This is a genomic window from Stenotrophomonas sp. RIT-551, assembly GCF_026241915.1.
Classification (GTDB): domain Bacteria; phylum Pseudomonadota; class Gammaproteobacteria; order Xanthomonadales; family Xanthomonadaceae; genus Stenotrophomonas; species Stenotrophomonas bentonitica_A.
Genome location: NZ_JAPJIU010000007.1, coordinates 197,745 through 221,538 on the forward strand (window position 1 = coordinate 197,745; position 23,794 = coordinate 221,538).

Sequence of the window (23,794 nt, forward strand, 5' to 3'; positions counted from 1 at the left end):
TGGCCGGCAGCACGACGGCGGAGCGGCCAGACACGGCACGGCTGACCCTTCGCCCCGGGCCTATACTCGCCCCCTTGTCCGCCCTGCCCCAGCCCTCGATGACCGCAGCCGTCCTGCCCGCCGCCTCGACCTCCACCGCGACCGACGACTTCCTTGGCCATCCCAAGGGCGTCTACATCTGCTTCTTCACCGAGATGTGGGAGCGGTTCTCGTTCTACGGGATGAAGGCGCTGCTGCTGCTCTACCTCACCAAATACCACCTGTTCGGCGACAAGGCCGGCCTGGATCTGCTCGGTGCCTATGGCGGCCTGGTCTACTGCATCCCGGTCTTCGGCGGCCTGCTCGCCGACCGCTGGCTGGGCATGCGCAAGGCGGTGGTGTTCGGCGGCGTGCTGCTGGTGCTCGGCCACCTGGGCATGGCTTTCGAAGGTCACGCAGCGGTCCGCGTCGATGGCGCGGTGGTCCGCGATGATGCCGCGCTGGGCATCACCTACCTCTCGCTGGCCCTGATCATCATGGGCGTGGGCTTCCTCAAGCCGAACATCTCCACCATCGTCGGCAAGCTGTACCCGGAAAACGATCCGCGCCGCGACTCGGGCTTTTCGTTGTTCTACGCCGGCATCAACCTCGGCGCGCTGTTCGCCTCGCTGGTGTGCGGCTTCCTCGGCGAAGCCTATGGCTGGAAGTACGGCTTCGGTGCGGCCGGCATCGGCATGGTGATCGGACTGGCCATGTTCCTGTGGGGCCAGAAGTATCTGCAGGGCCACGCCGAACCGTCCGATCTGCCCGCGCTGCGCCAACGCGTGCTCGGCATCCGCCGCGAATGGCTGATCTATGCCGTGGCCGTGCTGGGCGTGATTCCGGTCGCGGCGCTGATGTGGGCCGCCGCCAATGGTGCGTTCGCGCTCGGTGGTGAACTCAGCCTGGCGCTGATGCTGATGATCGTGGTGCTCGGTGGCGTGCTGGTCTGGTTCGCCTGGTTCACCGGCACCCGCTGCACGCCGGTGCAGCGCCAGCAGATGATCGCGCTGATGGCGCTGATCTTCATGGCGCTGGTGTTCTTCACCCTGTACGAGCAGACCTATGGCTCCTGGGTGACCTTCACCGACCGCCTGCTCACCAAGGACCTGGTGCCGTCGCTGGTGATCCAGGGTGGCACCCCGCTGCCGTGGTCGATCGCCTCGCTGCTGCTGGCGCCGCTGGGCTTCGTGGTGGCCGCGCGTCTGTCGGAGCGGAACCCGGGTTCGTCCGCGCCGCGCAACCTGTTCATCGCCATTGTGGCGGCGATGCTGGTGATGCTGATCCGCGATTGCCTGGTGATTCCGCAGACCGCCGGCTCGCTGACTTACCTGGGCGGCCTGTTCCTGGTGGTGCTCGCGCCGCTGTTCGCCATGCTGTGGGCGTGGCTGGACCGTCGCCGCATGGACCCGTCCAAGCCGGTCAAATCCTCGATCGGGCTGATCTTCGCCGCACTGTCGTTCGTGCCGCTGGCACTGGCGGCGCAGCAGGTGGGCGCGACCGGGCAGATGGCCAGCGTGTGGTGGCTGGTACTGGCCTACCTGATCCTGGAGATCGGCGAAATGTGCCTGTCGCCGGTGGGTCTGTCGGCAGTGACCCAGCTGGCCGCCCCGCGGGTGGTCAGCCTGATGATGGGCACCTGGTTCCTGGCCACCGCGTTTTCGGAAACGCTGGCCGCGCTGTTCGGCAAGCTCGCCGCGATCGAGGTGCCGGACGGCGAAACCATGAACATCGCCATCGCCGCCGCCAGCTACGAGCATCTGTTCTGGCTGCTGATGTGGATCGGCCTGGCGTGCGCGGCAGTCGCACTGATCTGTTCGCCGCTGCTGAAGCGAATGATGCACGGGGTGAAGTAGGGAAACCCCGGGCAATCAGCGCCCCGCCAGTGTCACGTCATTCTACCCGTCTGGCCGCGCGCAGTTCCTGCAGGAAGCGGCGCACAAGCACGCGTCCAGACTCGTCCAGATTGCGCCCGTCAAGATGCTCGAAACGCATATCCGGATGGAGCGCATCTGCGTTCAGGGCCAGGCCGCCGAGCTCTTTCACCAACGGTGCGGGCAGGATGCCCTCCAGCAGCAGCTTGGGCACAGCACCTGACTCGGCGTGCCATGCGTCGCCATTCGGTCCGGACACCTCCTGAAAATCCACTGCGGTTGCGGCCGCATGTGCAGGTGACGTGGCGATCGTTTCCGTCGCGCGCTGAAGGAACTGGCGATAGCGTGCCGCCAAGGCGGTCGCATCACGATCATGGGCGTCCAGAGGTGCAAGGGTCCACTCCAGCGCGGGCAACGTGCATGTCAAGGCTGCCTGCGCCAGGCGAACGGTGTGCGCTTCATACCTGTCCTCCCCCTGCTGCACCTCCTGCACCCGGCATTCGGCCGTGGCCGCGCGGCGGGCAACTGCGCGCGCGAGCCCGGTGACGTCCTCGCGCACGGCATCCCACAACACTTCCGGAAAGCGCAGCAGGAGGTGCGCGGCGATCGCATCCTGCAGGTCTGCCGACGTTTCCCCGGCAACCTGCATGCGCTGCATCAGTTCCTGCACCGCCGTGCGCACCGATTCGGCCTGCGACACCGGCGCCGGCATCCACGCAGTGGGCGGCACCTGTGTTTCCGCCAGCAGTTGTTCGCTCACAATGGCACCGCTGCTCGTCCAGTTACGGCCGTGTGCATCGCTGGACAAATGGAGGCTGCCGTTCATCGACCGGGGCCGGGCCTCGTCGCGGCGCTCGCCAGCCAACATCGACTGCTCCAGTGCATCTACCGACGGTGCGGCCTGTCCCTGCACGACAGCCGTCATCAGCTGTGCCAGCGCACGGCTTTTGTGCATATGTGGTGCGATGCAAACGTACTGGACGCGATAGCCCACCCTATCGGTGGGTGCGGCGGCGGGAGGTGCGCCATCAACAGGCTCGCGCCGGACGTCCTGTGCCAGGCAACGAGCGCCGTCGCCGGCAAATCCCCATGCTTGCGATGCCGCCAGTAGACGACCTGCCCCTGTGCCCTCAAGCCGGTTGCCGTACGCCACTGCAACAACATTTTCGGTCACCAGCTTGCCCATTGTCAGCAACTGGACGGTGTCATGAAGTACCGCAGCGTCGGGCTCGCTCAATGGCGCCGCGGGCTCGCCACCGCGCATCAATTTGTGCAACCGGATCGACCACTCGTCCACCTCGCCGCTGAGCGCTGCGATCTTGAGCGCCTGCTCCACCGTCAGTTGCAGACCGTCATCGATGTCGGCCGCACGGGAGGGACTGCAGAACAGCACAAGCAGCAAAGGCGCTGAAAGGCAGGGGAAAGACCGCAGGCGGGACGTCGAGGAAAGGTTGCGCCACATGCTGGGAAACACAGAAGGGGAGAGCTCGCCAGCATCCCCCGGGGTCGCGCCGGGGACCATGCAACAACTTGCATTCTGTCGCGCCCAGCAATCCCTTCACAAACAACGACGGCACCTCACGGTGCCGTCGTTGTTCTTTCGCCGAATGAAGCGATCAAGGCTGCGCGGACGCCGAGGCCGTCTCTCCGCCCAGGCTGTTGGACAGGAACGCCAGCAGCTTGGTGTAGTACTCGCGGCGGTGCGGATCGGTGTAGAAACCGTGGCCTTCGGTCGGGTAGTACAACGCCTCCACGGGCACGCCGGCCTTTCTCAGCGCCGCTTCCATCCGCCTGGTGTGCTGGATCGGGGCGCGCTCGTCTTCGCCACCGGCGGCGAGGAACACCGGCACCTTGATGCGGTCGGCCAGGTTCACCGGCGATACCGCCGCCAATTGGGCGCGCTCGCCGATCCATTCCTTGAGGTAGGTCTCGCCCGAGCCGCGGCGCTGGATATCGCCACTGGTGAACATGATCGGCAGGTCGTAGACACCTACATACCCGGCGGCGCACCGGTACAGCCCTGGCTCCTTCGCCGCCCCCATCATCGCCGCATAACCGCCATAGCTGGCGCCATAGATGCAGATCCGCGAGGCGTCGGCAATGCCCTCCCGGATCGCCCAGCGGGTTGCATCGGTCAGATCGTCCTGCATGGTGCCGCCCCACTGGCGGGCACCCGCGGACCGATGGGCGCGCCCGTAATTGCCCGAGCCGCGGAAGTTGACCTGCAGGACAGCGTACCCGGCATCGGCAAGCATCTGGCTTTCCGCGTCGTACCCGCCGGTATCGAACGGACCGTAAGGCCCGCCGTGCGGCATCACCACCATCGGGAGCGACTTGGCAGCGGCCTTGGCGGGCACGGTCAGGTAGCCGTGCAGCGGCAGCCCGTCACGTGCCTTCAGGGCCACCGGGCGTACCTCTGCGGTGGCGGCCGGGTCGATCCAGTTGCTGCGGCTGATGACGTGGTCCGCTTTCTTGGCCACGTTGTCGAAGATGTAGAAATCGCCCGGGTTGCGCCCGGACCACGCCTCCACCATCAGCTGCCGGCCGTCGCGGGTACTGGACGTGACGAAGACCGCATCGCCCCCGAACGCCGCTTCCAGGCTGCGATACAACCGCGCATCGGGGCCCTGTTCGTCGAAGAAGCGGGTGCGCGGCGTGTCGCCGAGGTACAGCGCGCCGACCGGGATCGAGGTGCCGGGCCGGTAGATGTATTTGTGCACGTCCACCACGGGATCACGCAACACGAGCCTGCGCTCTTCGGTCACCGGATCCCAGGACACGATGGCGTCGGGGCCCTGCGGCATCTCGGTGTTGAAATACGCCAGCCGACCATCTTCGGAGAACCCGATCGCCGTTTCGATCCGCCCGTTCAAGGCTTCATCGTTGACGAGCTTCCAGGTCGTGCCCGATCCTTCGCGGTAGTACAGCTTGTTGACGTTGTCGGTTCCCGCGCCATGAGCGAAACGCACCTGGCCCTGGTTGTCGGTGACGAAATCGGCGCGGCGTACGGGCGAGCGCGCCACCGTCTGACGACGGCCGGTGGTGACATCCATCCGGTCGGCACGGGTGAACGGGTCATCGTTGAATGGCCAGATCGTGACCAGCACGTTGCGCTCGTCCGCGGGCAGATCATCGGCGAGGAACGCGGCCACGGCCTCCACTTTTTTCTGCTGGATGCGGGTACCCGGGCCGTTGTCCTGCGCGCGGTAGCCGACCAGCAGCTCGCCGCGCCCGCCGTTGGCGTTCATGGCATACAGCTCGCCAGTCATGCGCGGCTGGTCCAGCGAGCCCTGCTTCTCGGCCAGGCCGATCAGCACACGTTCTGCGCTGACCCAGTCGAAATGATTGGCGTGATTGTTCCTGGGCGGCACGAACGAGCCCACCACCTCGCCCCCGTTCCTGCGCAGAATCGCCAGGGCGGTGCGATCTTCCATCGGCACGGTGGCCGCGTAATAGTCGCCGTTCGGCGAAATCTTGATATCGGTGAAGGCATCCCGGCGCAGGTAGCGCTCCAGATCCACCGCGCCGGCCTGGCCCGTGATGGCCAGCAATACCAGCAATCCCAACCTTTGTACGTGCTTCATCCTTTCCCCCTGCTGCATCGGACCTCATGTCCGGGATCGCGATTCTAGGCGGAAGATCGAGCCGCCAACCAGAGGGATATTCCTGTTGGTGCAAAAAAAAATGGCACCGCGAACGGTGCCATTTCCAGGACCTGCATCGAGGAGAGAGTTCAATGCATGCCGCGGAACGCGAGGCTGAGCGCCAGGATCGACAGGATCACCGCGATGGTGCCGTCGAGGATGCGCCAGGTCTTGGGCTTGGTGAACAGTGGCGCCAGCAGGCGTGCCCCCAGGCCCTGGGCGGTCAGCCACAGGCAGCTGGCGGTGAACACGCCGGCGGCGAAGGCCATGCGCGCATTGCCGAAGTTCTCGGCGATACCGCCGATCACCATCATGTCCAGCCAGAAATGCGGATTGATCAGCGAGAAACCGACCGCCGAGATCAGCACCGCGCGGCGCGAGGTGCTGTCGCCCTCGTCCACGTGCATGCCGCCACCGCCGGCCAGCGCGCGCCGCGCCGACTGCCAGGCGTACCAGGCCAGGAAGGCGACGCCGCCCCACAGCACCACGGTGGTGAGCCACGGCAGCGCCTGGGTCAGCGTGCGCAGGCCGGCCACGCTGGCGAAGATGAAGATGCCATCGATGGCGGCACACGTCGCCACCACCGGAATGATGTGCTTGCGCAGGATGCCCTGGCGCAGGATGAACGCGCTCTGCGCGCCGACCACCGCAAACAGGCCGATGCCGGTTGCGGCACCACTGAGCCACGCGCTCAGCCCGGCGCCGCCGGAAATGATCGAAAACATGGGATACCACCTGTGTCGTGCTGGGGGGCGGTGCCTCGCCAAGGCGTACAGCACCGGATGGCGCATATTGTCGCGCCGCAACATTAAAAAGTAGAGCTAAACTTACTTAACCATCTTTAGCGGAACTTAAGATCATGCGCATCGACCATGCCCAGCTCCGTGCCCTGGCGGCGGTGATCCGCGAAGGCAGCTTCGAACGGGCCGCGCAGTCGCTCAATGTCACCGCCTCGGCCGTCTCCCAGCGGGTCAAGGCGCTGGAGGACCGGGTCGGCCGCCTGCTGGTCAAACGCTCCTCCCCGGCGGTCGCCACCACCGAGGGCCAGGTGCTGGTGCAGCTGGCCGAACAGACCGCCTTGCTCGAGCACGATGCGCTGCACCGCATGGGCATCGCCGATGAGGACCTGCCGCACGCCAGCATCCCCGTGGCGGTGAACCATGACAGCCTGGAGACCTGGTTCCCCGAGGCCGCCCTGCAGTTCGCGCGGCAGACCGGCACCACCCTGGACCTGCGCTCGGAAGACCAGGACCACACCGTGGCCCTGCTGCGCCAGGGGGCCGTGCTGGGCGCGGTGACCACTCTGGACGAGCCGGTGCAGGGCTGCCAGATCCACGCGCTGGGCAGCATCCGCTACGCTGCCACCTGCACCCCGGCCTTCCATGAGCAGTACTTCGCCAAGGGGGTCAATGCGCAGTCGCTGGCCCAGGCGCCGGTGCTGGTGTTCAACCGCAAGGACGACATGCAGGCCCGCTTCGCCCGGCGCCTGGCGGGCAACGACCTGCCGCTGACCGCACCGACCTGGTGGATTCCCTCCACCCGCGCGTTCGTGCAGGCGAACCTGGGCGGGCTGGGCTGGACCATGAACCCGCTGCCGCTGGTCAAACGCCACCTGGATGCCGGGCGCCTGGTGCACATGAAGCAGCGCGCGTGGGAAGACGTGCCGCTGTACTGGCAGCACTGGAAGGGCGATGTGCAGACCATGGCGCTGCTGACCCGGGCGGTGCTGGCGGCCTCGGCGACGCTGGTGCGCAAGAAGCGATAACCCCGGACCGGTAGCGCCGACCGCTGGTCGGCTGTCGTACCGGGGCCGCACGCCGCCCTACACGACCCGATGACCCGCCCCGATGCAGCATCGCCGCATCCCAGCCGCGGGCACGTCGATGGACACCGATCCGGTCTACCTGCACATCCGCGTGGTGCTCAGCATCATCCTCGGCCTGAGCATCACCACCCTGCTGCGCGGGCTGGCGGGCATCATCGAGCACCCAAGACGACGCGGCTGCTCGCTGATCCACCTGTGCTGGGTGGTCTGGGCGCTGATTTCGGTGGTGACCTTCTGGTGGTGGGAGTTCCGGCTGGGCGAGGTCCGGCAATGGACCTTCGAGCTGTATCTGTTCGTGATCGCCTACTGCGCGTCGTGGTATCTGCTCTGCGTGCTGCTGTTCCCGGACGACGTGCGCGAGTTCGGCAGCTATGAGAACTACCTGCTGCAGCGGCGCGGCGGCTTCTTCGGGATGTTGGCGCTGGTCACGCTGCTGGATCTGGTGGATACCGCCATCAAGGGCCACAGCCGCTGGCAGATGCTGGGGGACGCTTACTGGGTGCATACCGTGGTGATGCTGGGGATCGCCGGGCTGGGCTTCGCCCTGCGCCAGCGGCGTGCGCATCTGGTATTGGCTCTGATAGCACTAGCCTATCAAGCCAGCTATTTCCTCCTGGAGTACTTCACTCTCGCCAGTGACTGAGCCGGTCCGGCACAGCCACCGGATGCTGCGTTGCACCAAATCCGTACCAGAACGGGCTAAAATTGCGATCAAGGTACCGCTGTGACGCCCGTCTTCACGGGCGTTCCCGGCAGCGGCGGCATCCTTCCCATGTCTCCCTACCTGAGATCCCCATGAAAAAACTAGCGAAGGTCGTCCTCGGCCTGCTCGTGCTGTTGCTGTTGGCAGCGGCCCTGTTCCTGTACTGGCCGCTGCATCAGCGCTCGGTCCCGGCCGCCGGCAACGACAAGCCGGTCGACGTCGTCCTGGTCGGCGGCGGCATCATGAGCATCACGCTCGCCACGTTCCTGCAGGAGCTGCAACCGGACTGGAACATCCAGGTCTATGAGCGCCTGGACGGGGTTGCCCTGGAAAGTTCGGACGGTTGGAACAACGCCGGCACCGGCCACTCCGCGTTCGCCGAACTGAACTACACCCCGGAACTGCCCGACGGCAGCATCGAGACCAAACGCGCGGTCGGCATCGCCGAGCAGTTCGAGATCTCACGCCAGTTCTGGTCCCACCAGGTGCGCGAAGGGCGCCTGAGCCAGCCCAGCGATTTCATCAACCCGACCCCGCACATGAGCTTCGTCTGGGGCGATGAGAACATCGCCTACCTGCACAAGCGCCAGCAGGCACTGGTCAAGAACCCGCTGTTCTATGGCATGCAGTATTCCGAGGACGCCGCGCAGATCAAGCAGTGGGCCCCGCTGCTGATGGAAGGCCGCGACCCGAAGCAGAAGGTCGCCGCGACCTGGATGCCGCTGGGTACCGACGTCAACTTCGGCGTGATCACCCGTCAGCTGACCGCTGGCCTGCAGCGCAGCCCGAACTTCAGCCTGCACCTCAACCATGAAGTGCGTGCCCTGCGCCAGAACGACGACAAGAGCTGGAACGTGACCGTCAAGGACCTGAAGTCCGACAACGAATCCACCGTCAAGTCGCGCTTCGTGTTCATCGGTGCCGGCGGCGCCGCGCTCAAGCTGCTGCAGCTGTCGGGCATCCCGGAATCGAAGAACTACGCTGGCTTCCCGGTCGGTGGCCAGTTCCTGGCCTTCCAGTCGCCGCAGGTGGCCGGCCGCCATTCGGTCAAGGCCTACGGCATGGCCGAAACCGGCTCGCCGCCGATGTCGGTCCCGCATCTGGACGCACGCAAGCTGGATGGCAAGCCGGTCGTGCTGTTCGGGCCGTTCGCGCTGTACAGCACCAAGTTCCTCAAGCACGGCTCGTGGTTCGACCTGTATTCCTCGGTGAACCACAACAACGTGGCCGGGATGATGGGCGTGGGCCTGGAGAACCTGGACCTGGTGAAGTACCTGATGGGTCAGGCACGCCTGAACGATGACGACCGCCAGGCCGAGCTGGTCAAGTACTACCCCAACGCCAAGCGCGAGGACTGGACGCTGGTCACCGCCGGCCAGCGCGTGCAGATCATCAAGAAGGACCCGGAAAAGGGCTCGATCCTGCAGTTCGGCACCGAGATCGTGACCGACCAGGACCACACCCTGGCCGCCCTGCTGGGCGCTTCGCCGGGTGCATCGACGTCGCCGCCGATCATGCTGGACCTGCTCAAGAAGGCCTTCCCCGAGCAGATGGCCGCCGGCTGGGAAGCGCGCCTGAAGGAGATCGTGCCCTCGTATGGGCGCAAGCTCAACGACAGCCCGGCGTTGACCAACGAGATCCGCCGCCTGACCAGCGATACGCTGAAGCTGCCGTACCTGGAGGTGCCGGGCGAGACCAGCCCGGCCGTGATGCTGACCCCGCCGCCGGCCACCCAGCCGGCCGAGGCCAAGCGCAACGCCAACGAAGAACTGCAGGCGCTGTAAGCCTGCCCCGGCGGGCCTGCGGGCCTGGCCACGGTTTTCCCTCCGGCCACCCTTGCGGTGGCCGGTTGCGTTTCAGGTCCGGTGACGTTGCGGCCCAGCCGTTTACGCGGACGCGCCCGATTGTTCAAGAATTGTAAAGCGACTGAGAACGATTTACATTTGCGCATCGCAGGGTTGTCGCTACGGGTACTGGACGGTCTGAACGGACTGCCGTCCCCCCGCAGCTGCCCGGCAACCTGCTTTCCCAGGATGGACCTACCGTGCCTGGCGCCTGCGCGCCGGCGTTGCCTACCTGTTGCCTTTCTTCCCTACTTCCCGTCCAGAGACCCCCATGTCGCTCCGCGCCCACCCGTTCCGCTCCCGCCGTGCCCCGCTGGCCCTGGCCCTGCTTTCCGCCCTTTCGCTGACCGCCCCGCAGGCCTTCGCCGATGCGCTGGCAGACGCCAGCAGCACTGCCGATGCGAAGACCCTGGACAAGGTCAGCGTGGTCGGTGCGCGCGCGATGCCATCCAGCACCACCCGCCTGCCGATCAGCCTGCAGGAAACCCCGCAGTCGGCGACCTCGATCGGGCTCCAGCGCCTGCAGGACGAATCGCTGTTCAGCATCAACGACGTGATGCGCAACGTCACCGGCGTGAGCGTCTCCTTCTACGACACCCAGCGTCCGCTCTATTACGCCCGCGGCTTTCCCATCACTGATTTCCAGGTCGATGGCATCCCCACCTACAGCGGTTCGACCAACCAGGAGTACGACACCGCCTTCTACGACCGCGTCGAAGTGATCCGCGGTGCCAACGGCCTGCTGAGCGGCGCCGGCGTGCCATCGGCGACGGTCAACCTGCTGCGCAAGCGCCCGGGCAAGGAATTCGATGCCTCCTTCGCAGTGAGCGCCGGCAGCTGGGACTACCAGCGCATGGAGGCCGACGTGACCGCGCCGCTGACCGCCGATGGCCGTTTCCGCAGCCGAGTGGTCGCCGCCTACACCGACCGCGATCTGTATTACGACCGCTACCACGAGAACAAGATGGCCGGCATGGCCGTGCTGGAAGGTGACCTGACCGACAGCACCACCGTGACCGTGGGCTACCAGACCCAGGACAACAACCCGGTCGGCTCGACCTGGGGCACCGTGCCGTTCTTCAACAACCAGGGCGACTTCGCGCACCTGCCGCGCTCGACCAACGTCGCCCCGAAGTGGAGCTACTGGCAGCGCGAGACGAGCACGGCGTTCGCCAACCTGGAGCAGCGTTTCGGCGAGAACTGGCTGCTGAAGATCAACACCGCCTACACCCGGGGCAACGTGCAGAACGTGCGCGTCTACGGCAGCGGCTACCCCGATCCGGCCACCGGCGCGGGCATCTTCCTGCGCACTGCCGCCGGTGATTCGGAAGACACCCGGCGCAACGTCGATGCCTACCTGAGCGGCACGTTCTCGCTGTTCGGCCGCGAACACGACCTGACCGTGGGCGGCCAGTGGGCGGACCTGGAAGGCACCACCAACACCATCGCCCTGCGCTACCCGACCGACTGGGCGCGGTGCGGCACCGAGCGCTGCTACTACATCCCGGACATCCGCACCTGGGATGGCGACATCTCCGAAGTGACCTATTCGCGTACCGGTGCACGCCGGGTCGCCAAGACCACGCAGAGCGGTTTCTACGTGGCCACCCGCCTGCGCCTGGCCGACCCGCTGGCACTGATCGCCGGCGCGCGGCTGAGCCGCTGGGAGACGCTGACCCGCGCCTACGGCACGACCGGGGCCTACACCGGCACCAGCGGCGCCTACAAGGTGACGGACGAAGTCACGCCCTATGTGGGGCTGGTCTACGACATCACCCCGCAGGTCGCGGCGTATGCCAGCTACACCGAGATCTTCAACCCGCAGAACTTCAAGGACCGCAACGAAAACCTGCTGGCGCCGGTGGAGGGCTCGAACCTGGAAGCGGGCATCAAGTCGCAGTGGTTCGACGGTCGCCTGACCGCCAATGCGGCTGTGTTCGAGGCCAAGCAGGACAACTACGCGGTGCTGGACACGAGCGTGCCGGAGCGCTCGCTCAGCGATGGCAGCTCGGCCTACATCGGCATCAACGGGACCAAGGCACGCGGCTGGGAACTGGACGTGAACGGCGAAATCCTGCCGGGCTGGACGGTCAATGCCGGCTTCACCCACGTCAAGGTGACCCGTGCCGCCACTGATCTGCTGTACGCCAACCCGGCCGAGGACCTGCTGCAGCTCAACACCCAGGTGCGGCTGCGCGGCGCGCTCGAACGCCTGAGCGTGGGTGCGGGCGTGCAGTGGCAGAGCAAGGTGCAGGGCTACAACGTGCCTTATCCGCTCGGCGGCACGGTGACGGTGAACCAGCCGGCGTACGCGCTGGTGCAGTTCAACGCCAACTACCGCCTCAGCGACAGCTGGACCGCGACCCTGAGCGTGCGCAACGCGCTGGACAAGACCTACTGGGCCAACCTGGATTACAACAACTACGGCGAGCCGCGTTTCGTCGCGTTGAGCCTGCGCTGGAAATACTGAGGCCTGACGACATCGCTGTGTTGAACGAACGGGTCGCCTTCGGGCGGCCCGTTTTTTTTGTGGCGACGCACCGTACACAGGTAGTGCCGGCCGCTGGCCGGCTCCTCCAAGACCCGACATTGCGTGGAGCCGGCCAGCGGCCGGCACTACCTTCTCGGCACCCTGCGTGGAGCCGGCCAGCGGCCGGCGCTACCGGGGCCGCGTCTCGCGCAGCGTCCACATCACCGGCAGCACCAGCACGGCGACCCCGGCGATCATCGCGCCAGGGGCCGATGACCAGCCGGTGTGGCGCACCAGCACTTCGGCCAGCAACGGCGTGGCGCCACCAAAGAAGGCCGTCGCCATGGTGACGCCCAATGCCAGCCCGCTGAGCCGCCCCTCACCGGGAAACTGCTCGGCCGTCGCCGGTGCCGCCACCGCACTCACGCCACCGGCCAGGCACGCCAACACCACCGCGGCCAGCCCGATCGCCAGCGGGCTGCCACCGGCCATCACCGAGAACATCGTCAACGGCAGCAACGCCGACAGGGCGGCCAACGCGATCAACACCGGCCGGCGACCGACCCGGTCCGACAACGCGCCGGCCAGCGGCGTCACCACGATCACCGCCACCGCCGCGATCGTGGAGAGCCACAGCGCTTCGGATTCACCTACCTGCCCCACCGAACCGAGGAACGCGGGCACATAGGTAATGCCGACGTAATAGGTGATCGAACCCAGTGCGGAGATCGCGAAGGTGCGGGCGATCGCGGCCTTGTGGTGCCGCCAGGTGTCGCGGATCGGCGACTCCGGCACGGTGCCTTCGGCCTGCTGCCGCTCGAACTCGGGCGACTCATGCATGGTCGAGCGCGCCAGCAGGATCGCGCCGGCCAGCGCCGCGCCGACAAAGAAGGGAATGCGCCAGCCCCAGCCATCCAGCTGGGCCGTGCTCAGCAGCGCCACCGTCAGCGCCGACAGCGCCACGGCCAACAGGGCCCCCACCTCGCTCGCGGCCGACGCCAGCGAGGTGACCAGGCCGCGCCGCCGCAGGGGCGCGGTTTCCAGCAGGTACGCCACCACGCCGGTGTATTCGCCGCCGACCGAAAAAGCCATCAGGCAGCGCAACAGCAACAACAGCACACCGGCGGTGGCGCCGATGCTCTCGAAGGTGGGCAGCAGCGCGGTAGCAAGCATGGCCAGCGTCATCAGCAGCATCGAGGCCAGCAGCATGTAGCGTCGGCCGAAGCGATCGCCGAGATGGCCGAACACCAGCGCGCCCAGGGGACGCATCAGATACGACACCGCGAACCCGGCCAGCGTGGCCAGCAGCGCGTTCTCGCCGCCGCCGAAGAACACCCGCGACAACACCGTGGCCAGATAAAGATAGAGCGTGAAGTCGTACCACTCCACCACGGTGGACAGCCCAGCGATGATCATCGAGCGGGTCTGAGGTCGCGCATCCGGCGCGGCGCTGGCCGTACTCAAGCGTGCGTCCTGCTGACAGGCAGGCCATCGCGGCTGGACAGGGGACGACATCGCATCGGAGCTCTCCCGGCCGCCTGGGCCGCATCTGGACGGCGACAGCCTACGCCAGCGGATCTGCACGCCGTGTCACGGAGGAACGCCGTCGCCGCAACGCGCCCGGCCCGCGCTCAGGCGAGGGCCGCCGGGCGGACGGCGCCGCGCCGATAACTCAGCAGCCGCCCATGGCCTGGCGCATCGCCCTCATCCTCGAACAGGCCCAGTTCCTCGGTCACATCGAAGCCCTGCAGGGCCATGCCGCGCGAAAACGCGCCGACGTTGCCGCGCCCGGGATCGGTGATCAGCAGTTCGGCATCGGGCTTGGCATGCCGCAGCATCATCGCGGCGATCTGGTGGGCGTGGCCGCGTTCGTAAAGGATGTCACTGCCGATGATCAGGTCGAAGCGGCCCAGCGAGCCATCCGGAACTTCCCAGGGCAGGTCGCGGTAGGTCACCGCCGGCAGGTTGTTGAGCCCTGCGTTGTAGGCCAGGAAGGATTCGGCCAACGGATGGTGATCCGTCGCGACGACATCCGCGCCCCGATGTGCCAGCACCAGGCTGGACAGGCCCAGCCCGCAGCCCAGTTCCAGGATGCGCTTACCGGCCACGTCGAAGTGGCTCATGGTATCGGCCAGCGCGCGGCCGGCCGGCCAGATCTGGCCGAACAGGCTCCACAGCGAGGAGTGGATGCCGGCACGCGCGGCGCGGCCGGTAGGATCGGAGAACTGCTGCAGATCGCTGAGCGCACGGATACGGAAGTCGTGACCGCCGACCGGAATGGTGAGGATGCGGGTGGTATAGCCCGGCATGAGCGCTCCGTGGGACACGGGAGTCTTCATCCCGGGGCGGCATGAAGGACTCGGAGGAAGGAGCGAGGGCGATCGGACGTCGATCGCGCAGGACGCGCGTACGTGCGTGTGACAACCCATCCTACGCCATGTGGGTGGCGCTGGCTGAACGCCTTGGGGCCTTTCCAGGGGTGGCCTTTGCGACCTTGCGGACTGCCTTGCCTGCGGCCTTGCGTACGGCCGGCGCCGTACCGTAGCGCAGCTGGCATACAGGGCAGAAGAACGTCCGCCTCCGGGTCGTCCCCGGGTAGGTCTTGCTGAGTGGGCCACCGCAGTGGGGGCAGGTGCGCTTGGTATGCACCAACCAGTGCTGGCGCAGGACGAACTGCCGCTTCCAGTCCAGGAAATCGAAGCTGTACTGCCGCGCCTGTTTGATGACCTCGCCCAGCTTGCGCGATGGCATCGCGCCGACCGTGGATTCAGGATGCACGCGCGTGCGGAACAGCACCTCGTTCTTGATGATGTTGCCCACGCCGGCAAAGATGTCCTGGTCCAGCAGCGCGTCGCAGATCAAGGTGTCCAGGTGTTCCTTCAGTTTCCTGCGCGCCAGCCTGGGATCCCACGAGGGGTCCATCACGTCGCCGCGCCAGTCGTAGGTGTCCTCCAGCGCGCCTTCGATGTACTTCACCGACGAGGCATAGATGTTGAGCTCGCCGTTGTCGAACTGCAGCGATACCCGCGGCGGGGAAGGCTTGCGCTCATCGATGCGGTAGCTGCCGAACATCAGCATGTGCACGCGCAGGCTGAAGCCTCGGAACTCGATCAGGAAATGCTTGCCCCAGCTGCGCAGGGCGACCACGCGACGGCCTTCCATGCGGGTCAGGTCGAGTGAGCTGTTGCCGGTCGCCAGGCGCACGGTCTTGCCACGGAACTTCGCCGCCGCCTCGCGCAGGATGACGATGGAAGGACCTTCAGGCATGGGCGGCCCCCGGGTGGGATGCGCCGCCAAGGATGTCCTGCAGCCGTGCCGCGTTGGCGATGGCGAACCCATGGGCGGTATTGTCGAAGATCACCCAGCGCGTGCTGCCGGCGTGCGCCGCGACATCACGCGCCAGGGACTGGAGCGCCGCCTCGTCGTACTCGCTGTAATACATCCGCGGCGCGCCATGCCAACGCCAGTAGCGCCACGCGGCGTCACCCCCGGGGCGGGCCGCCCCGGCAACCCGCGCAGGATCGGCCGCGACGCGCGCTACCGAGTGCCGCCCCAGCAACGCCTCGGCCTGTGGCGTGAACCAGCTGGCATGCCGCGGTTCGCAGACCACTGGCGTATCCGTGCGACGGCGCAGCAGGCCAAAGAAACCCGCCGCCACCCGTGCATCGAATGCATGGCTGGGCGGCAGCTGCAGCAGCAATCCGCCCAGCCTGCGGCCCAGGCCGGCGGTCTCTTCAAGGAACCGATCCAGCGCCGGGCCGCAACCGCGCAGCGCGGCGTCATGCGACACCGCCTTGGGCAGCTTCACCGAAAAGCGAAAGCCAGCCGGCACGCTCGCCGCCCAGCGTTCATAGGTACGCTGCTGGTGTGGCCGGTAGAACGAGGAGTTGATCTCCACCGCCGAAAACCGCGTCGCATAGCGCGCCAGCATGCTCTCGCCCTCACCGGTCAACGCCGCGTATCTGCCGGGAATGGACCAGCCTGCGCATCCGATCCTGACGGGGGCGGCCGGCATCGCTTACAGCCGGATCTCACCGTCGTCTTCGCCGGACCAGTAGTGGATACGGGTCGCCTTGACCTGGATCAGCACGATGCCCGGGGTATCCACGCCCTGTTCGAACCAGCGTTCCAGGTCCGGAACCCAATGTGCCTGCAGGGTCGCGCGGTCGCGGCTCAGGGTGGCATGGCCTTCCACGGCCACGAACAGCGGGGGCTTGCCCAGCAGTGACTTGCTGCCGGTGAAGGACAGCGCGACCTTCGGGTCGCGTTCGATCTCGCCCACCATGTCGGCACTGTCGAAGGCGAAGAAATAACTGTCGCCGTCGTAGTCCACGTCACCGTTGTTGCTCATCGGCCGGCCGGCGATCTCGCCGCTGGCGGTATGGGTCTGCAGCATGGCGAAATCGATGCCGGCCATCTTCTTGGCCAGTTCGGGCAGGGTCAGCGTGGTCATGGGCTCTCCGGGTGGGCGTGGCGTGTGCGTCCAGCCTCCGCGCTGCGCGGTGACCGAGGCGTGCACGCCCACTGGCGAAAATTTCACACGGCCAGGGCGGTGCTCCGGCTGGGGAACAGGGCCAGCAGCGCGCGGGTGAGCATCGCCGGGTAGACCGTCAGGTGATCCTCATCGGCAACCACGCGTGTCTCGAGCCAGAGGCCTGGATAACCACGGCCGCGCAGACACTCGGCAAACGCTCGTGTATGCGCGACCATGTCGTTGCGCGCAGCAAACGGTGCGTCCGACGCCGGGGTTTCGTGTGCGCCGATAGACAGCAGCACGCGCGCGTTCAGATCGGCATGGGCGTCGGCGTACTCCGCCTCGATCCGGTTGATCACGTGCTGGTCGAACCAGAGCGATGGGCTGGAAAGGATGTAACGCTGGAACATCGCCGGGCGGGTCAGCAGCACGTACGCACCGAACAGCCCACCGTAGGAATGGCCGGCAAACGCACGCTGCGCCGGGTCGGTGCGGTAGCGCGCCTCGACCTGTGGCAGCACATGGTCGGCCAGGAAATCGCGGTAGTGCGCAGCGCCGCCGTAGGTGATGCCATCGGTGTAATCGTCGCCCGGGCTGCGGCTGGGTTGGGTCGGGGTGTAGTCACGCGAGCGGCTCTGCTGCGAGCTCAGCCCCTGCTGCGGCGGCAGCCCGACCAGGATGAAGGGCGACAGGTGCGCACCGCCCTGCCCCACCATGTTGCGCACGCTGCGCGCGAGCGGGAAGCTGTACAGCGCGTCGGTGACATACAGCACCGGGTAGCGCAGGTGCGTGTCCCGCGCATACCCGGCCGGCAGGGACACCCAGATCGGGTAGTCCCGGCCCACCGGGTCGCGGACGGTCCAGGCTTCGGTGTCCGGCAACACCACCCCGGGCATCGCACATCCGGACGCCATCAGCGCGCCCGCAGCGTGATCAGGGTGATCTCCGAGGGCACGCCGATCCGCGCGGCGAAGCCCGGCCACAGCCCGGCACCGTTGCTGACGTATAGCGTCATCGCGTCCACCTGGTAGCGCCCGGAGACATAGCCACCGTTGGCGCGCTTGACCAGCTGGTCCATACCCAGAATATGCCCGCCATGCGTGTGCCCGGACAGCTGCAGGGCCACGCCGTGCGCGGCGTTGGCGCGGGCTTCGACCGGACGGTGGTCAAGCAGGATCACCGGCGCCTGCGGGTCCGCCCCGGCCAGGGCAGCGCCGAGGTCCGGCATGGGCAGGCCATAGCGTGCCGCCACTGGATCGGTCACGCCGGCGATGGTCAACGTCGCCCCGTCGCGCTGCACCCGGGTATGGGTGTTCTCCAGCACCTGCATGCCCTGCCCGCGGAAGGCCTGCATCCACTCGGCGTACTGCGCGTAGTACTCGTGGTTGCCGGTGATCGCGATGACGCCATCCGGCGCGTGCAGCCTGGCCAGGGGCGCGAAGTCGTTGGCACGGGCGCTGACGCTGCCGTCGATCAGATCGCCGGTGATCACCACCAGATCCGGATGGAGCGCATTGCTTTCGGCGACCACCTTCTCCACCCAGGCACCGGTGAGCAGGCGGCTGGCGTGGATATCGGTGAGCTGCAGCACGCGATAACCGTCGAACGCGGCCGGCAGGCCGTCGATGGCGACCTCGATCTGACGCGGCTTGGGCACGGCCATGCCCTGCCAGATGCCGTAGGCAGACAGCAGCAGCGCCAGTGCGCCGGCCGCCGGACGCAGCCATGTCGCACGCAGCGTCGGCAGCACGCGCCGCGCACGCACCAGCCACGCGATCAGCAGCAGCGCGTCCAGCAGCAGCACGAATACCGCGCTCAGCAGCAGCGTGGTGAAGCCGGTGGCGAGCACGGCGATCATCGCCTTGGGAATTTCCGGCGACGCCATGGTCCCGGCAAACTGCGCCACGATCCGGTGGTGCAGCGCCAAGGCCACCACCAACAGGCCAAGCGCGATACGGACCGGGCGCGGCAGCCGCAACGGCCAGATCAGGCGCCACACCAGATACAACGCAAGCAAACAGCCGATCACACTCAGCACAGGCACATCCTGGAATATCGATGGGGGAGTCAGCCCCCCATCGTTCCCGATTCGGCCCGCCGGTTCCAGTGCAGGAGGTCGTGACGATTCAGGCTGAGCGCCGGGGGGCCTTCCGGCGTGGCGCCGGGGCAGCGGTTCTGGCCGCCCGGTTCAGCGCCATCGCCGCGCGGATCAACGCCTTGAACGCGGTGGCGTTGATCGTATCGCCTTCGTGCAGATCAATGGCGCGGCGGGTGTTGCCTTCCAGACTCGCATTGAACAGCCCGTTGGGATCGGGAAGCGACGCGCCCTTGGCGAAGGTCAACTTCACGGCCGCCTTGTAGGTCTCCCCGGTGCACAGGATGCCGTGGTGCTCCCACACTGGAACACCCCGCCACTTCCATGTCTCCACCACGTCCGGATCGACCTGGTGGATCAAGGCGCGGATCCGGGACAGCGCCTCGCCGCGCCAATCCTCCAACGACTGGATGCGGGCATCGATCTGTTGCGACGCGGACGGCTCGCTGGCCGTTGCGGCGCGCGGCGTTGAACGGGCATTGGGCTGGATCATGGGGACACCGATCACCATGGGCGGCCCGGCCGGCGCCCTTCGTGCGCGTTATAGACCCGATCGGAAGGGGCTTCAAGCCACAGGCGCGCGAGCGGCCTACGGGATGGAACGATGCTCGATTGAAATGTTATATTATTTCTTTTGCAGGTCAGAACAGCAGACGTCCGGTGTCTGCTGGTCCACGCCCTGTCCTACCTGCTCCTGAGGCACGAAGAGATGAGAACCAAGGCAATGGTGTCCGCCGTACTGGCGGCCCTGTGCGCCGGCGAAGCGCGCGCCCAATCCGCCGATGCTGCGATCACCCTCGGCAGCGTGCACGTGCGGGAAGGCGCGAACCGTCCCCTGGCCGCCCACCGGGTGCTGACCTCGGTGGATGTGATGGGCGGCGACCAGGTCCATGAGAAGAACGTGTCCAACAGCTGGGAGCTGCTCGGCCAGATGCCGGGCATGCAGCTGACCGAAACCCGCCAGGGCGCAGAGTCCGGCAAGGCGACCTTCCGTGCATTCAATGGCGAGGGCTACCTCAACGGGATCAAGATCCTGATCGATGGCATTCCCAGCAACGTCAACAGTGGCAACCAGCGCTTCATCGACATGGTGTTCCCGCTGGACATCGACTACATCGAAGTCGTGCGCGGTACCAACGACCCGCGCTATGGCCTGCACAACATCGGGGGCAACATCAACCTCGGCACCCGCCAGGGCGGCAGCTATACCGATGCGCGGCTCACCTATGGCAGCTACAACACCCGCGAAGCGCAGGTGGCGATCGGTCGCGACGCCAACGGTGTCGCCCAGAACTATTTTCTGGCGTCGCAGGCATCCGACGGCTACCGCGATCATGACCGATCGAAGAAATACTCGCTGGGCGGCAAGTGGTTCTACAGCGGCGACGATGACCTGTTCAATCTCGGTCTGATCGCGCGCGTGTACCACCACGAAGCCGACGAGCCCGGCTTCATGACCGCCGCAGAGTTGGCAGCCGATCGTCGCGGATCCGCGCTCAAGAATGCCAACGACGTCGACGACCGCGACATGCGCCATCTCAGCACCCATCTGGATCTGCAGCTCAGCGATGCCGTGCATGTCAGCAACAAGCTGTACTACAACCGTTACGAGGACGACCGGCAGGTGACCTTCACCGCGTACGTGCCCGGCAACGCGCCGCGCCAGCGTCGCCAGTGGGACGAGAAACAGACCGGCCTGCTCAGCACGCTGACCTGGGCCGCCACGCCTGCGCTGACGGTCGAGGGTGGATTCAACGCCGAGCATCAGGACAATACGTACCGCCGGCTGCGCTACAGCCACGCCATCCCGACCGACTTCTCCACCCCGGCGCGGATCCAGAACGACGACCGCTACACCCTGGACAACCTCGGTGCCTATGCGCAGGCCGTGTATCAGCCCACCTCCGCGCTGAAGATCGTGCCGGCCTACCGTGTGGACCGCTTCTCCGGCAGCACCCACCTGCCCGGTGGCATCACCGCGCCGCTGCAACGCTACGGCACCATCGGGCAGCCCAAGCTGAGCGTGGTCTACGCAATCACTCCGGTACTCAACATCTATGCCAACTGGGGCAGGACCTTCCAGGTGCTGACCGGTTCCACCGCACCGGCTTACCTTACCGCCGGCCAGGAGACCTTCCGGCCCTCGATCAACACCGGCAAGGAGCTGGGCATCAAGTTCACCCCGGCCGTCGGCACCGACGCGCGCATCGCGGTGTGGCGCCAGGACGCGACGGATGAAGTAGCGAACATGCCGGCCACCGGCACCTCGGTCGGCCTGGGCCAGACCCGTCGCGAAGGGGTCGACCTGCAGTTCACCTCGCGCCTGGGCGACCACTGGACGCTGTGGGGCTCGCATGCGATCCAGCAGGCCAAAGTGGTGCGCGCGTTCACCACCGATGGCACCGCCCTGGCCGGCAACGAGGTGATCGCCACGCCGCGCTACATCAGCAACATCGGCGTGGACTACCGCGGCAACGAGCGCTGGACCTTCGGCCTGCAGGGCCGGATGCAGGGCGACTACTACATTGAAGAGCGCAACACGCAGGGCAGGTTCGGCGCCTTCGCGGTGCTCGATGCCAGCGCGTCGTATCGGCTTTCCGAGCGGCTGAGCGTGGACGTGCAGGTGAAGAACCTGACCGGCCGCGACTACGCGTATGCGTGGTATGACAACTTCTTCTGGGGCGGCGACGACCAGCCGATGTTCTCACCGGCCCCCGGGCGCTCGGCGTATGTGTCGTTGAACCTGAAGCTCTAGCGCGGCCCGGCCCTCAGATCCAGCGCTGGTCCAGCAGTTCGCGCTTGATGTAGGCATAGAACACCGGCGCGGCGACCAGCCCTGGCAGACCGAACGCCGCTTCCATCACCAGCATCGCCAGCAGCAGTTCCCAGGCGCGTGCCTGGATCTCGCCACCGACGATGCGTGCGTTGAGGAAGTACTCCAGCTTGTGGATGACCACCAGGTACAGCAGCGCGACCACGGCCACGTAGAACGAGACCGACAGCGCGACGATGGTGATGACCGTGTTGGAGATGATGTTGCCCACCACCGGCAGCAGGCCGGCCAGGAAGGTGATCAGCACCAGTGTCTTGGACAGCGGCACATGCACCCCGAACAGCGGCAGCACCCCGAGCAGGAAGATGGCGGTGAACAGGGTGTTGAGCAGGGAGATCTTCACCTGCGCGAACACCACCTGCCGAAAGGCCGTGGCCAGGCGACTGGTGCGGCCGATCAGCTCGCGCGCCAGCGGCCCCAGCTTCGGCAGCGGCAGCTCGTCGTACAGCGCGATCATCGCACCCAGCACCATGCCGATCAGGATCCGCACGCTGATCTGCACGGCCGAGGTGCCGGCGATGCCGAGCTGCTGGCGGTGGGTGGCGGCCCAGTCGTTCATGGCCGTGCGCAAGGCCTGCAGATCTTCCGGGATGTACGGCTGCAACAGGTCCGGCACCTGGTGGCGGGAGGTGTTGAGGATGTCCATCAGGCGCATCAGCAGCGCATCGGGGCCCCCGGTTTCATTGCGGAAGAACGAGGCGATGCCGATCGCGGCCAGGGTCAGCGCGCCGATGATCAGCGCCGACAGCACGATCACCGAATAGGCGCGCGCACGTCCGGGCGGCAGCCTGCCCTCGACGGTGGAGGCCAGCAGGTGGGTCAGGTGGAACACCAGCAGGCCTGAGAGCAGGGTCACCACCAGGCCCAGCTTCAAGGTCAGCCACATGCCCAGCAGCATCAGCAGCCAGGCCGCGATGCGGGCGGTGGGTGGCTTGGGCAGCGTGGGAATCACAATGGACATGCGGGGGCATCCTGACGGGTGGCCCATGGTAGTGGATGTGGTGTGGGTGGCGCCGTCGACCCTCGCACCATCAAACTGAAATCCAGCGTCTGCTGAAGCGGCACATCGACACGTTCGATGATCGCAAGCAGCAGGTTGACTGCACGGGCACCGATCTCCCGCATCGGTTGCCGGATGGTCGTCAGCGGCGGCGTGAGGTAACGCGACGATGCCAGATCGTCGAAGCCGACGACGGACAGATCACCCGGTACCCGGATGCCCAGATCCCGGCAGGCCGCCAATATGCCCAGCGCCATCTGGTCGCTGAAACAGAACACCGCCGTCGGCACGGGCGCGCGCGCCAACAGCGACATCCCGGCCGCATGTCCGGATTCGACGGTGAAGTCGCCCGGCACCACGCTCAACTGACGCAGGCGGCCACGCGCCTTGCCGGCGGCCCGGACCCCCTCCAGCCGTTGCTGATGCAGGGGATTGTCCGGCGGCCCGCCCACCACGGCGATCCGCTCGTGCCCCAGCCCGTACAGGTGCTCCATAACCGCGCGCGCGGCAGCCGCGTTGTCGATGTGGACGCTGGGAATGCCCAGCGCGGGGTCGAATTCGCATCCGTTGACCACCGGCGCGGCGGCGCCCCGCTGCTGGACGATGTCGCGCGCCGTCGGCGGCAGGCGGTGCCCCAGCACGATCAGGCCGTCGGCCTCGTTGCGCCGGAGCATCTGCGCGTAGCGCTCTTCGCGCTCGGGCAGGTTCTGGGTATCGCCCAGCAGGACAGCGTAGCCAACCGCCTGCGCCGCGTCCTCCGCGCCCTGCAGGATCTGCGCAAAGAACGGGTTGGCGATATCCGGCACGGTGACGAGGATCTTGCCGCTGCGCTGGGTCTTGAGTGTCCGGGCCACCGTGTTGGGCACGTAGCCCAGCGCTGCAGCGGCCTGCTCGATGCGCGCGCGTGTAGCCGGCAGCACTTTGTCCGGCCGGGACAGCGCCCGCGACACCGTGCCGGCCGAGACGCCGACGTGCTTTGCAATGTCGTAGATGGTGGCCATGGCGCTACCTCTT

General features: G+C 66.8%; 19 protein-coding genes. 6 read left to right on the forward strand and 13 right to left on the reverse strand.

Annotation, left to right across the window (positions count from 1 at the left end):
- Positions 1-98 precede the first annotated feature (98 nt).
- Positions 99-1,874, forward strand: coding sequence for a peptide MFS transporter (locus tag ORK51_RS11000; RefSeq protein ID WP_266084926.1), 1,776 nt, complete (start codon positions 99-101; stop codon positions 1,872-1,874).
- Positions 1,875-1,911: 37 nt separating this feature from the next.
- On the opposite strand, the gene ORK51_RS11005 is transcribed toward ORK51_RS11000, so the two are convergent.
- From ORK51_RS11005 to ORK51_RS11015, 3 genes are all read right to left on the reverse strand, one after another.
- Positions 1,912-3,354: a hypothetical protein gene (locus ORK51_RS11005; RefSeq protein WP_266084927.1), complete on the reverse strand. Its 1,443-nt coding sequence runs from the start codon at positions 3,352-3,354 to the stop codon at positions 1,912-1,914.
- Between the two features lie 154 nt (positions 3,355-3,508).
- Positions 3,509-5,476: an alpha/beta hydrolase family protein gene (locus ORK51_RS11010; RefSeq protein WP_266084928.1), complete on the reverse strand. Its 1,968-nt coding sequence runs from the start codon at positions 5,474-5,476 to the stop codon at positions 3,509-3,511.
- A gap of 149 nt (positions 5,477-5,625) precedes the next feature.
- Positions 5,626-6,261, reverse strand: a complete 636-nt coding sequence (locus ORK51_RS11015) for a LysE/ArgO family amino acid transporter (RefSeq protein WP_019184554.1) — start codon at positions 6,259-6,261, stop codon at positions 5,626-5,628.
- Positions 6,262-6,395: 134 nt separating this feature from the next.
- Here ORK51_RS11015 and ORK51_RS11020 point away from each other — a divergent pair, with 134 nt between their 5' ends.
- The 4 genes from ORK51_RS11020 (at position 6,396) to ORK51_RS11035 (ending at position 12,378) form a co-directional block, all read left to right on the forward strand.
- Positions 6,396-7,301: a LysR family transcriptional regulator ArgP gene (locus ORK51_RS11020; protein WP_046272993.1), complete on the forward strand. Its 906-nt coding sequence runs from the start codon at positions 6,396-6,398 to the stop codon at positions 7,299-7,301.
- A gap of 118 nt (positions 7,302-7,419) precedes the next feature.
- Positions 7,420-8,004 carry a hypothetical protein gene (locus ORK51_RS11025; RefSeq protein WP_070427553.1) on the forward strand — a complete coding sequence of 195 codons (585 nt, stop codon included), beginning with the start codon at positions 7,420-7,422 and terminating at the stop codon, positions 8,002-8,004.
- A gap of 152 nt (positions 8,005-8,156) precedes the next feature.
- Positions 8,157-9,848: a malate dehydrogenase (quinone) gene (mqo, locus tag ORK51_RS11030; protein ID WP_266084929.1), complete on the forward strand. Its 1,692-nt coding sequence runs from the start codon at positions 8,157-8,159 to the stop codon at positions 9,846-9,848.
- Positions 9,849-10,179: 331 nt separating this feature from the next.
- The gene (locus tag ORK51_RS11035) at positions 10,180-12,378 is read left to right on the forward strand and encodes a TonB-dependent siderophore receptor (RefSeq protein WP_266084930.1); all 2,199 of its coding nucleotides are present in this window, start codon (positions 10,180-10,182) and stop codon (positions 12,376-12,378) included.
- A gap of 189 nt (positions 12,379-12,567) precedes the next feature.
- On the opposite strand, the gene ORK51_RS11040 is transcribed toward ORK51_RS11035, so the two are convergent.
- The 8 genes from ORK51_RS11040 to ORK51_RS11075 form a co-directional block, all read right to left on the reverse strand.
- A complete protein-coding gene (locus ORK51_RS11040) occupies positions 12,568-13,794 on the reverse strand; it encodes an MFS transporter (protein ID WP_266084947.1) in 1,227 nt (408 codons plus the stop codon).
- A 215-nt stretch (positions 13,795-14,009) separates the two neighbouring features.
- Positions 14,010-14,687, reverse strand: coding sequence for a class I SAM-dependent methyltransferase (locus tag ORK51_RS11045; RefSeq protein ID WP_070426838.1), 678 nt, complete (start codon positions 14,685-14,687; stop codon positions 14,010-14,012).
- 121 nt (positions 14,688-14,808) lie between these two features.
- Entirely contained in the window at positions 14,809-15,645 is an 837-nt protein-coding gene (locus ORK51_RS11050) for a DNA-formamidopyrimidine glycosylase family protein (protein ID WP_266084932.1), read from the reverse strand.
- Positions 15,638-16,393: a DUF72 domain-containing protein gene (locus ORK51_RS11055; protein ID WP_070426836.1), complete on the reverse strand. Its 756-nt coding sequence runs from the start codon at positions 16,391-16,393 to the stop codon at positions 15,638-15,640. Before ORK51_RS11055 ends, ORK51_RS11050 begins: the two co-directional genes overlap by 8 nt.
- A gap of 3 nt (positions 16,394-16,396) precedes the next feature.
- On the reverse strand, positions 16,397-16,831 hold the full coding sequence (locus tag ORK51_RS11060) for a pyridoxamine 5'-phosphate oxidase family protein (RefSeq protein WP_019186208.1): 435 nt from the start codon (positions 16,829-16,831) through the stop codon (positions 16,397-16,399).
- Between the two features lie 83 nt (positions 16,832-16,914).
- Complete coding sequence (locus ORK51_RS11065) at positions 16,915-17,766, reverse strand: alpha/beta hydrolase (RefSeq protein ID WP_237393515.1); 852 nt, start codon at positions 17,764-17,766, stop codon at positions 16,915-16,917.
- Positions 17,766-18,890 carry a metallophosphoesterase gene (locus tag ORK51_RS11070; protein ID WP_261997815.1) on the reverse strand — a complete coding sequence of 375 codons (1,125 nt, stop codon included), beginning with the start codon at positions 18,888-18,890 and terminating at the stop codon, positions 17,766-17,768. The genes ORK51_RS11065 and ORK51_RS11070 overlap by 1 nt, the downstream gene beginning before the upstream one ends.
- An 88-nt stretch (positions 18,891-18,978) precedes the next feature.
- Positions 18,979-19,440 carry a DUF1801 domain-containing protein gene (locus ORK51_RS11075; RefSeq protein WP_261997814.1) on the reverse strand — a complete coding sequence of 154 codons (462 nt, stop codon included), beginning with the start codon at positions 19,438-19,440 and terminating at the stop codon, positions 18,979-18,981.
- Positions 19,441-19,656: 216 nt separating this feature from the next.
- Here ORK51_RS11075 and ORK51_RS11080 point away from each other — a divergent pair, with 216 nt between their 5' ends.
- The gene (locus ORK51_RS11080) at positions 19,657-21,702 is read left to right on the forward strand and encodes a TonB-dependent receptor (protein WP_261997813.1); all 2,046 of its coding nucleotides are present in this window, start codon (positions 19,657-19,659) and stop codon (positions 21,700-21,702) included.
- Between the two features lie 13 nt (positions 21,703-21,715).
- Here the strand turns inward: ORK51_RS11080 and ORK51_RS11085 are convergent, their stop codons facing one another.
- Together ORK51_RS11085 and ORK51_RS11090 are read right to left on the reverse strand one after the other, a co-directional pair.
- Positions 21,716-22,741, reverse strand: coding sequence for an AI-2E family transporter (locus ORK51_RS11085; protein ID WP_070426832.1), 1,026 nt, complete (start codon positions 22,739-22,741; stop codon positions 21,716-21,718).
- Positions 22,729-23,781: a LacI family DNA-binding transcriptional regulator gene (locus ORK51_RS11090; RefSeq protein ID WP_070426831.1), complete on the reverse strand. Its 1,053-nt coding sequence runs from the start codon at positions 23,779-23,781 to the stop codon at positions 22,729-22,731. Before ORK51_RS11090 ends, ORK51_RS11085 begins: the two co-directional genes overlap by 13 nt.
- Positions 23,782-23,794: the final 13 nt, after the last annotated feature.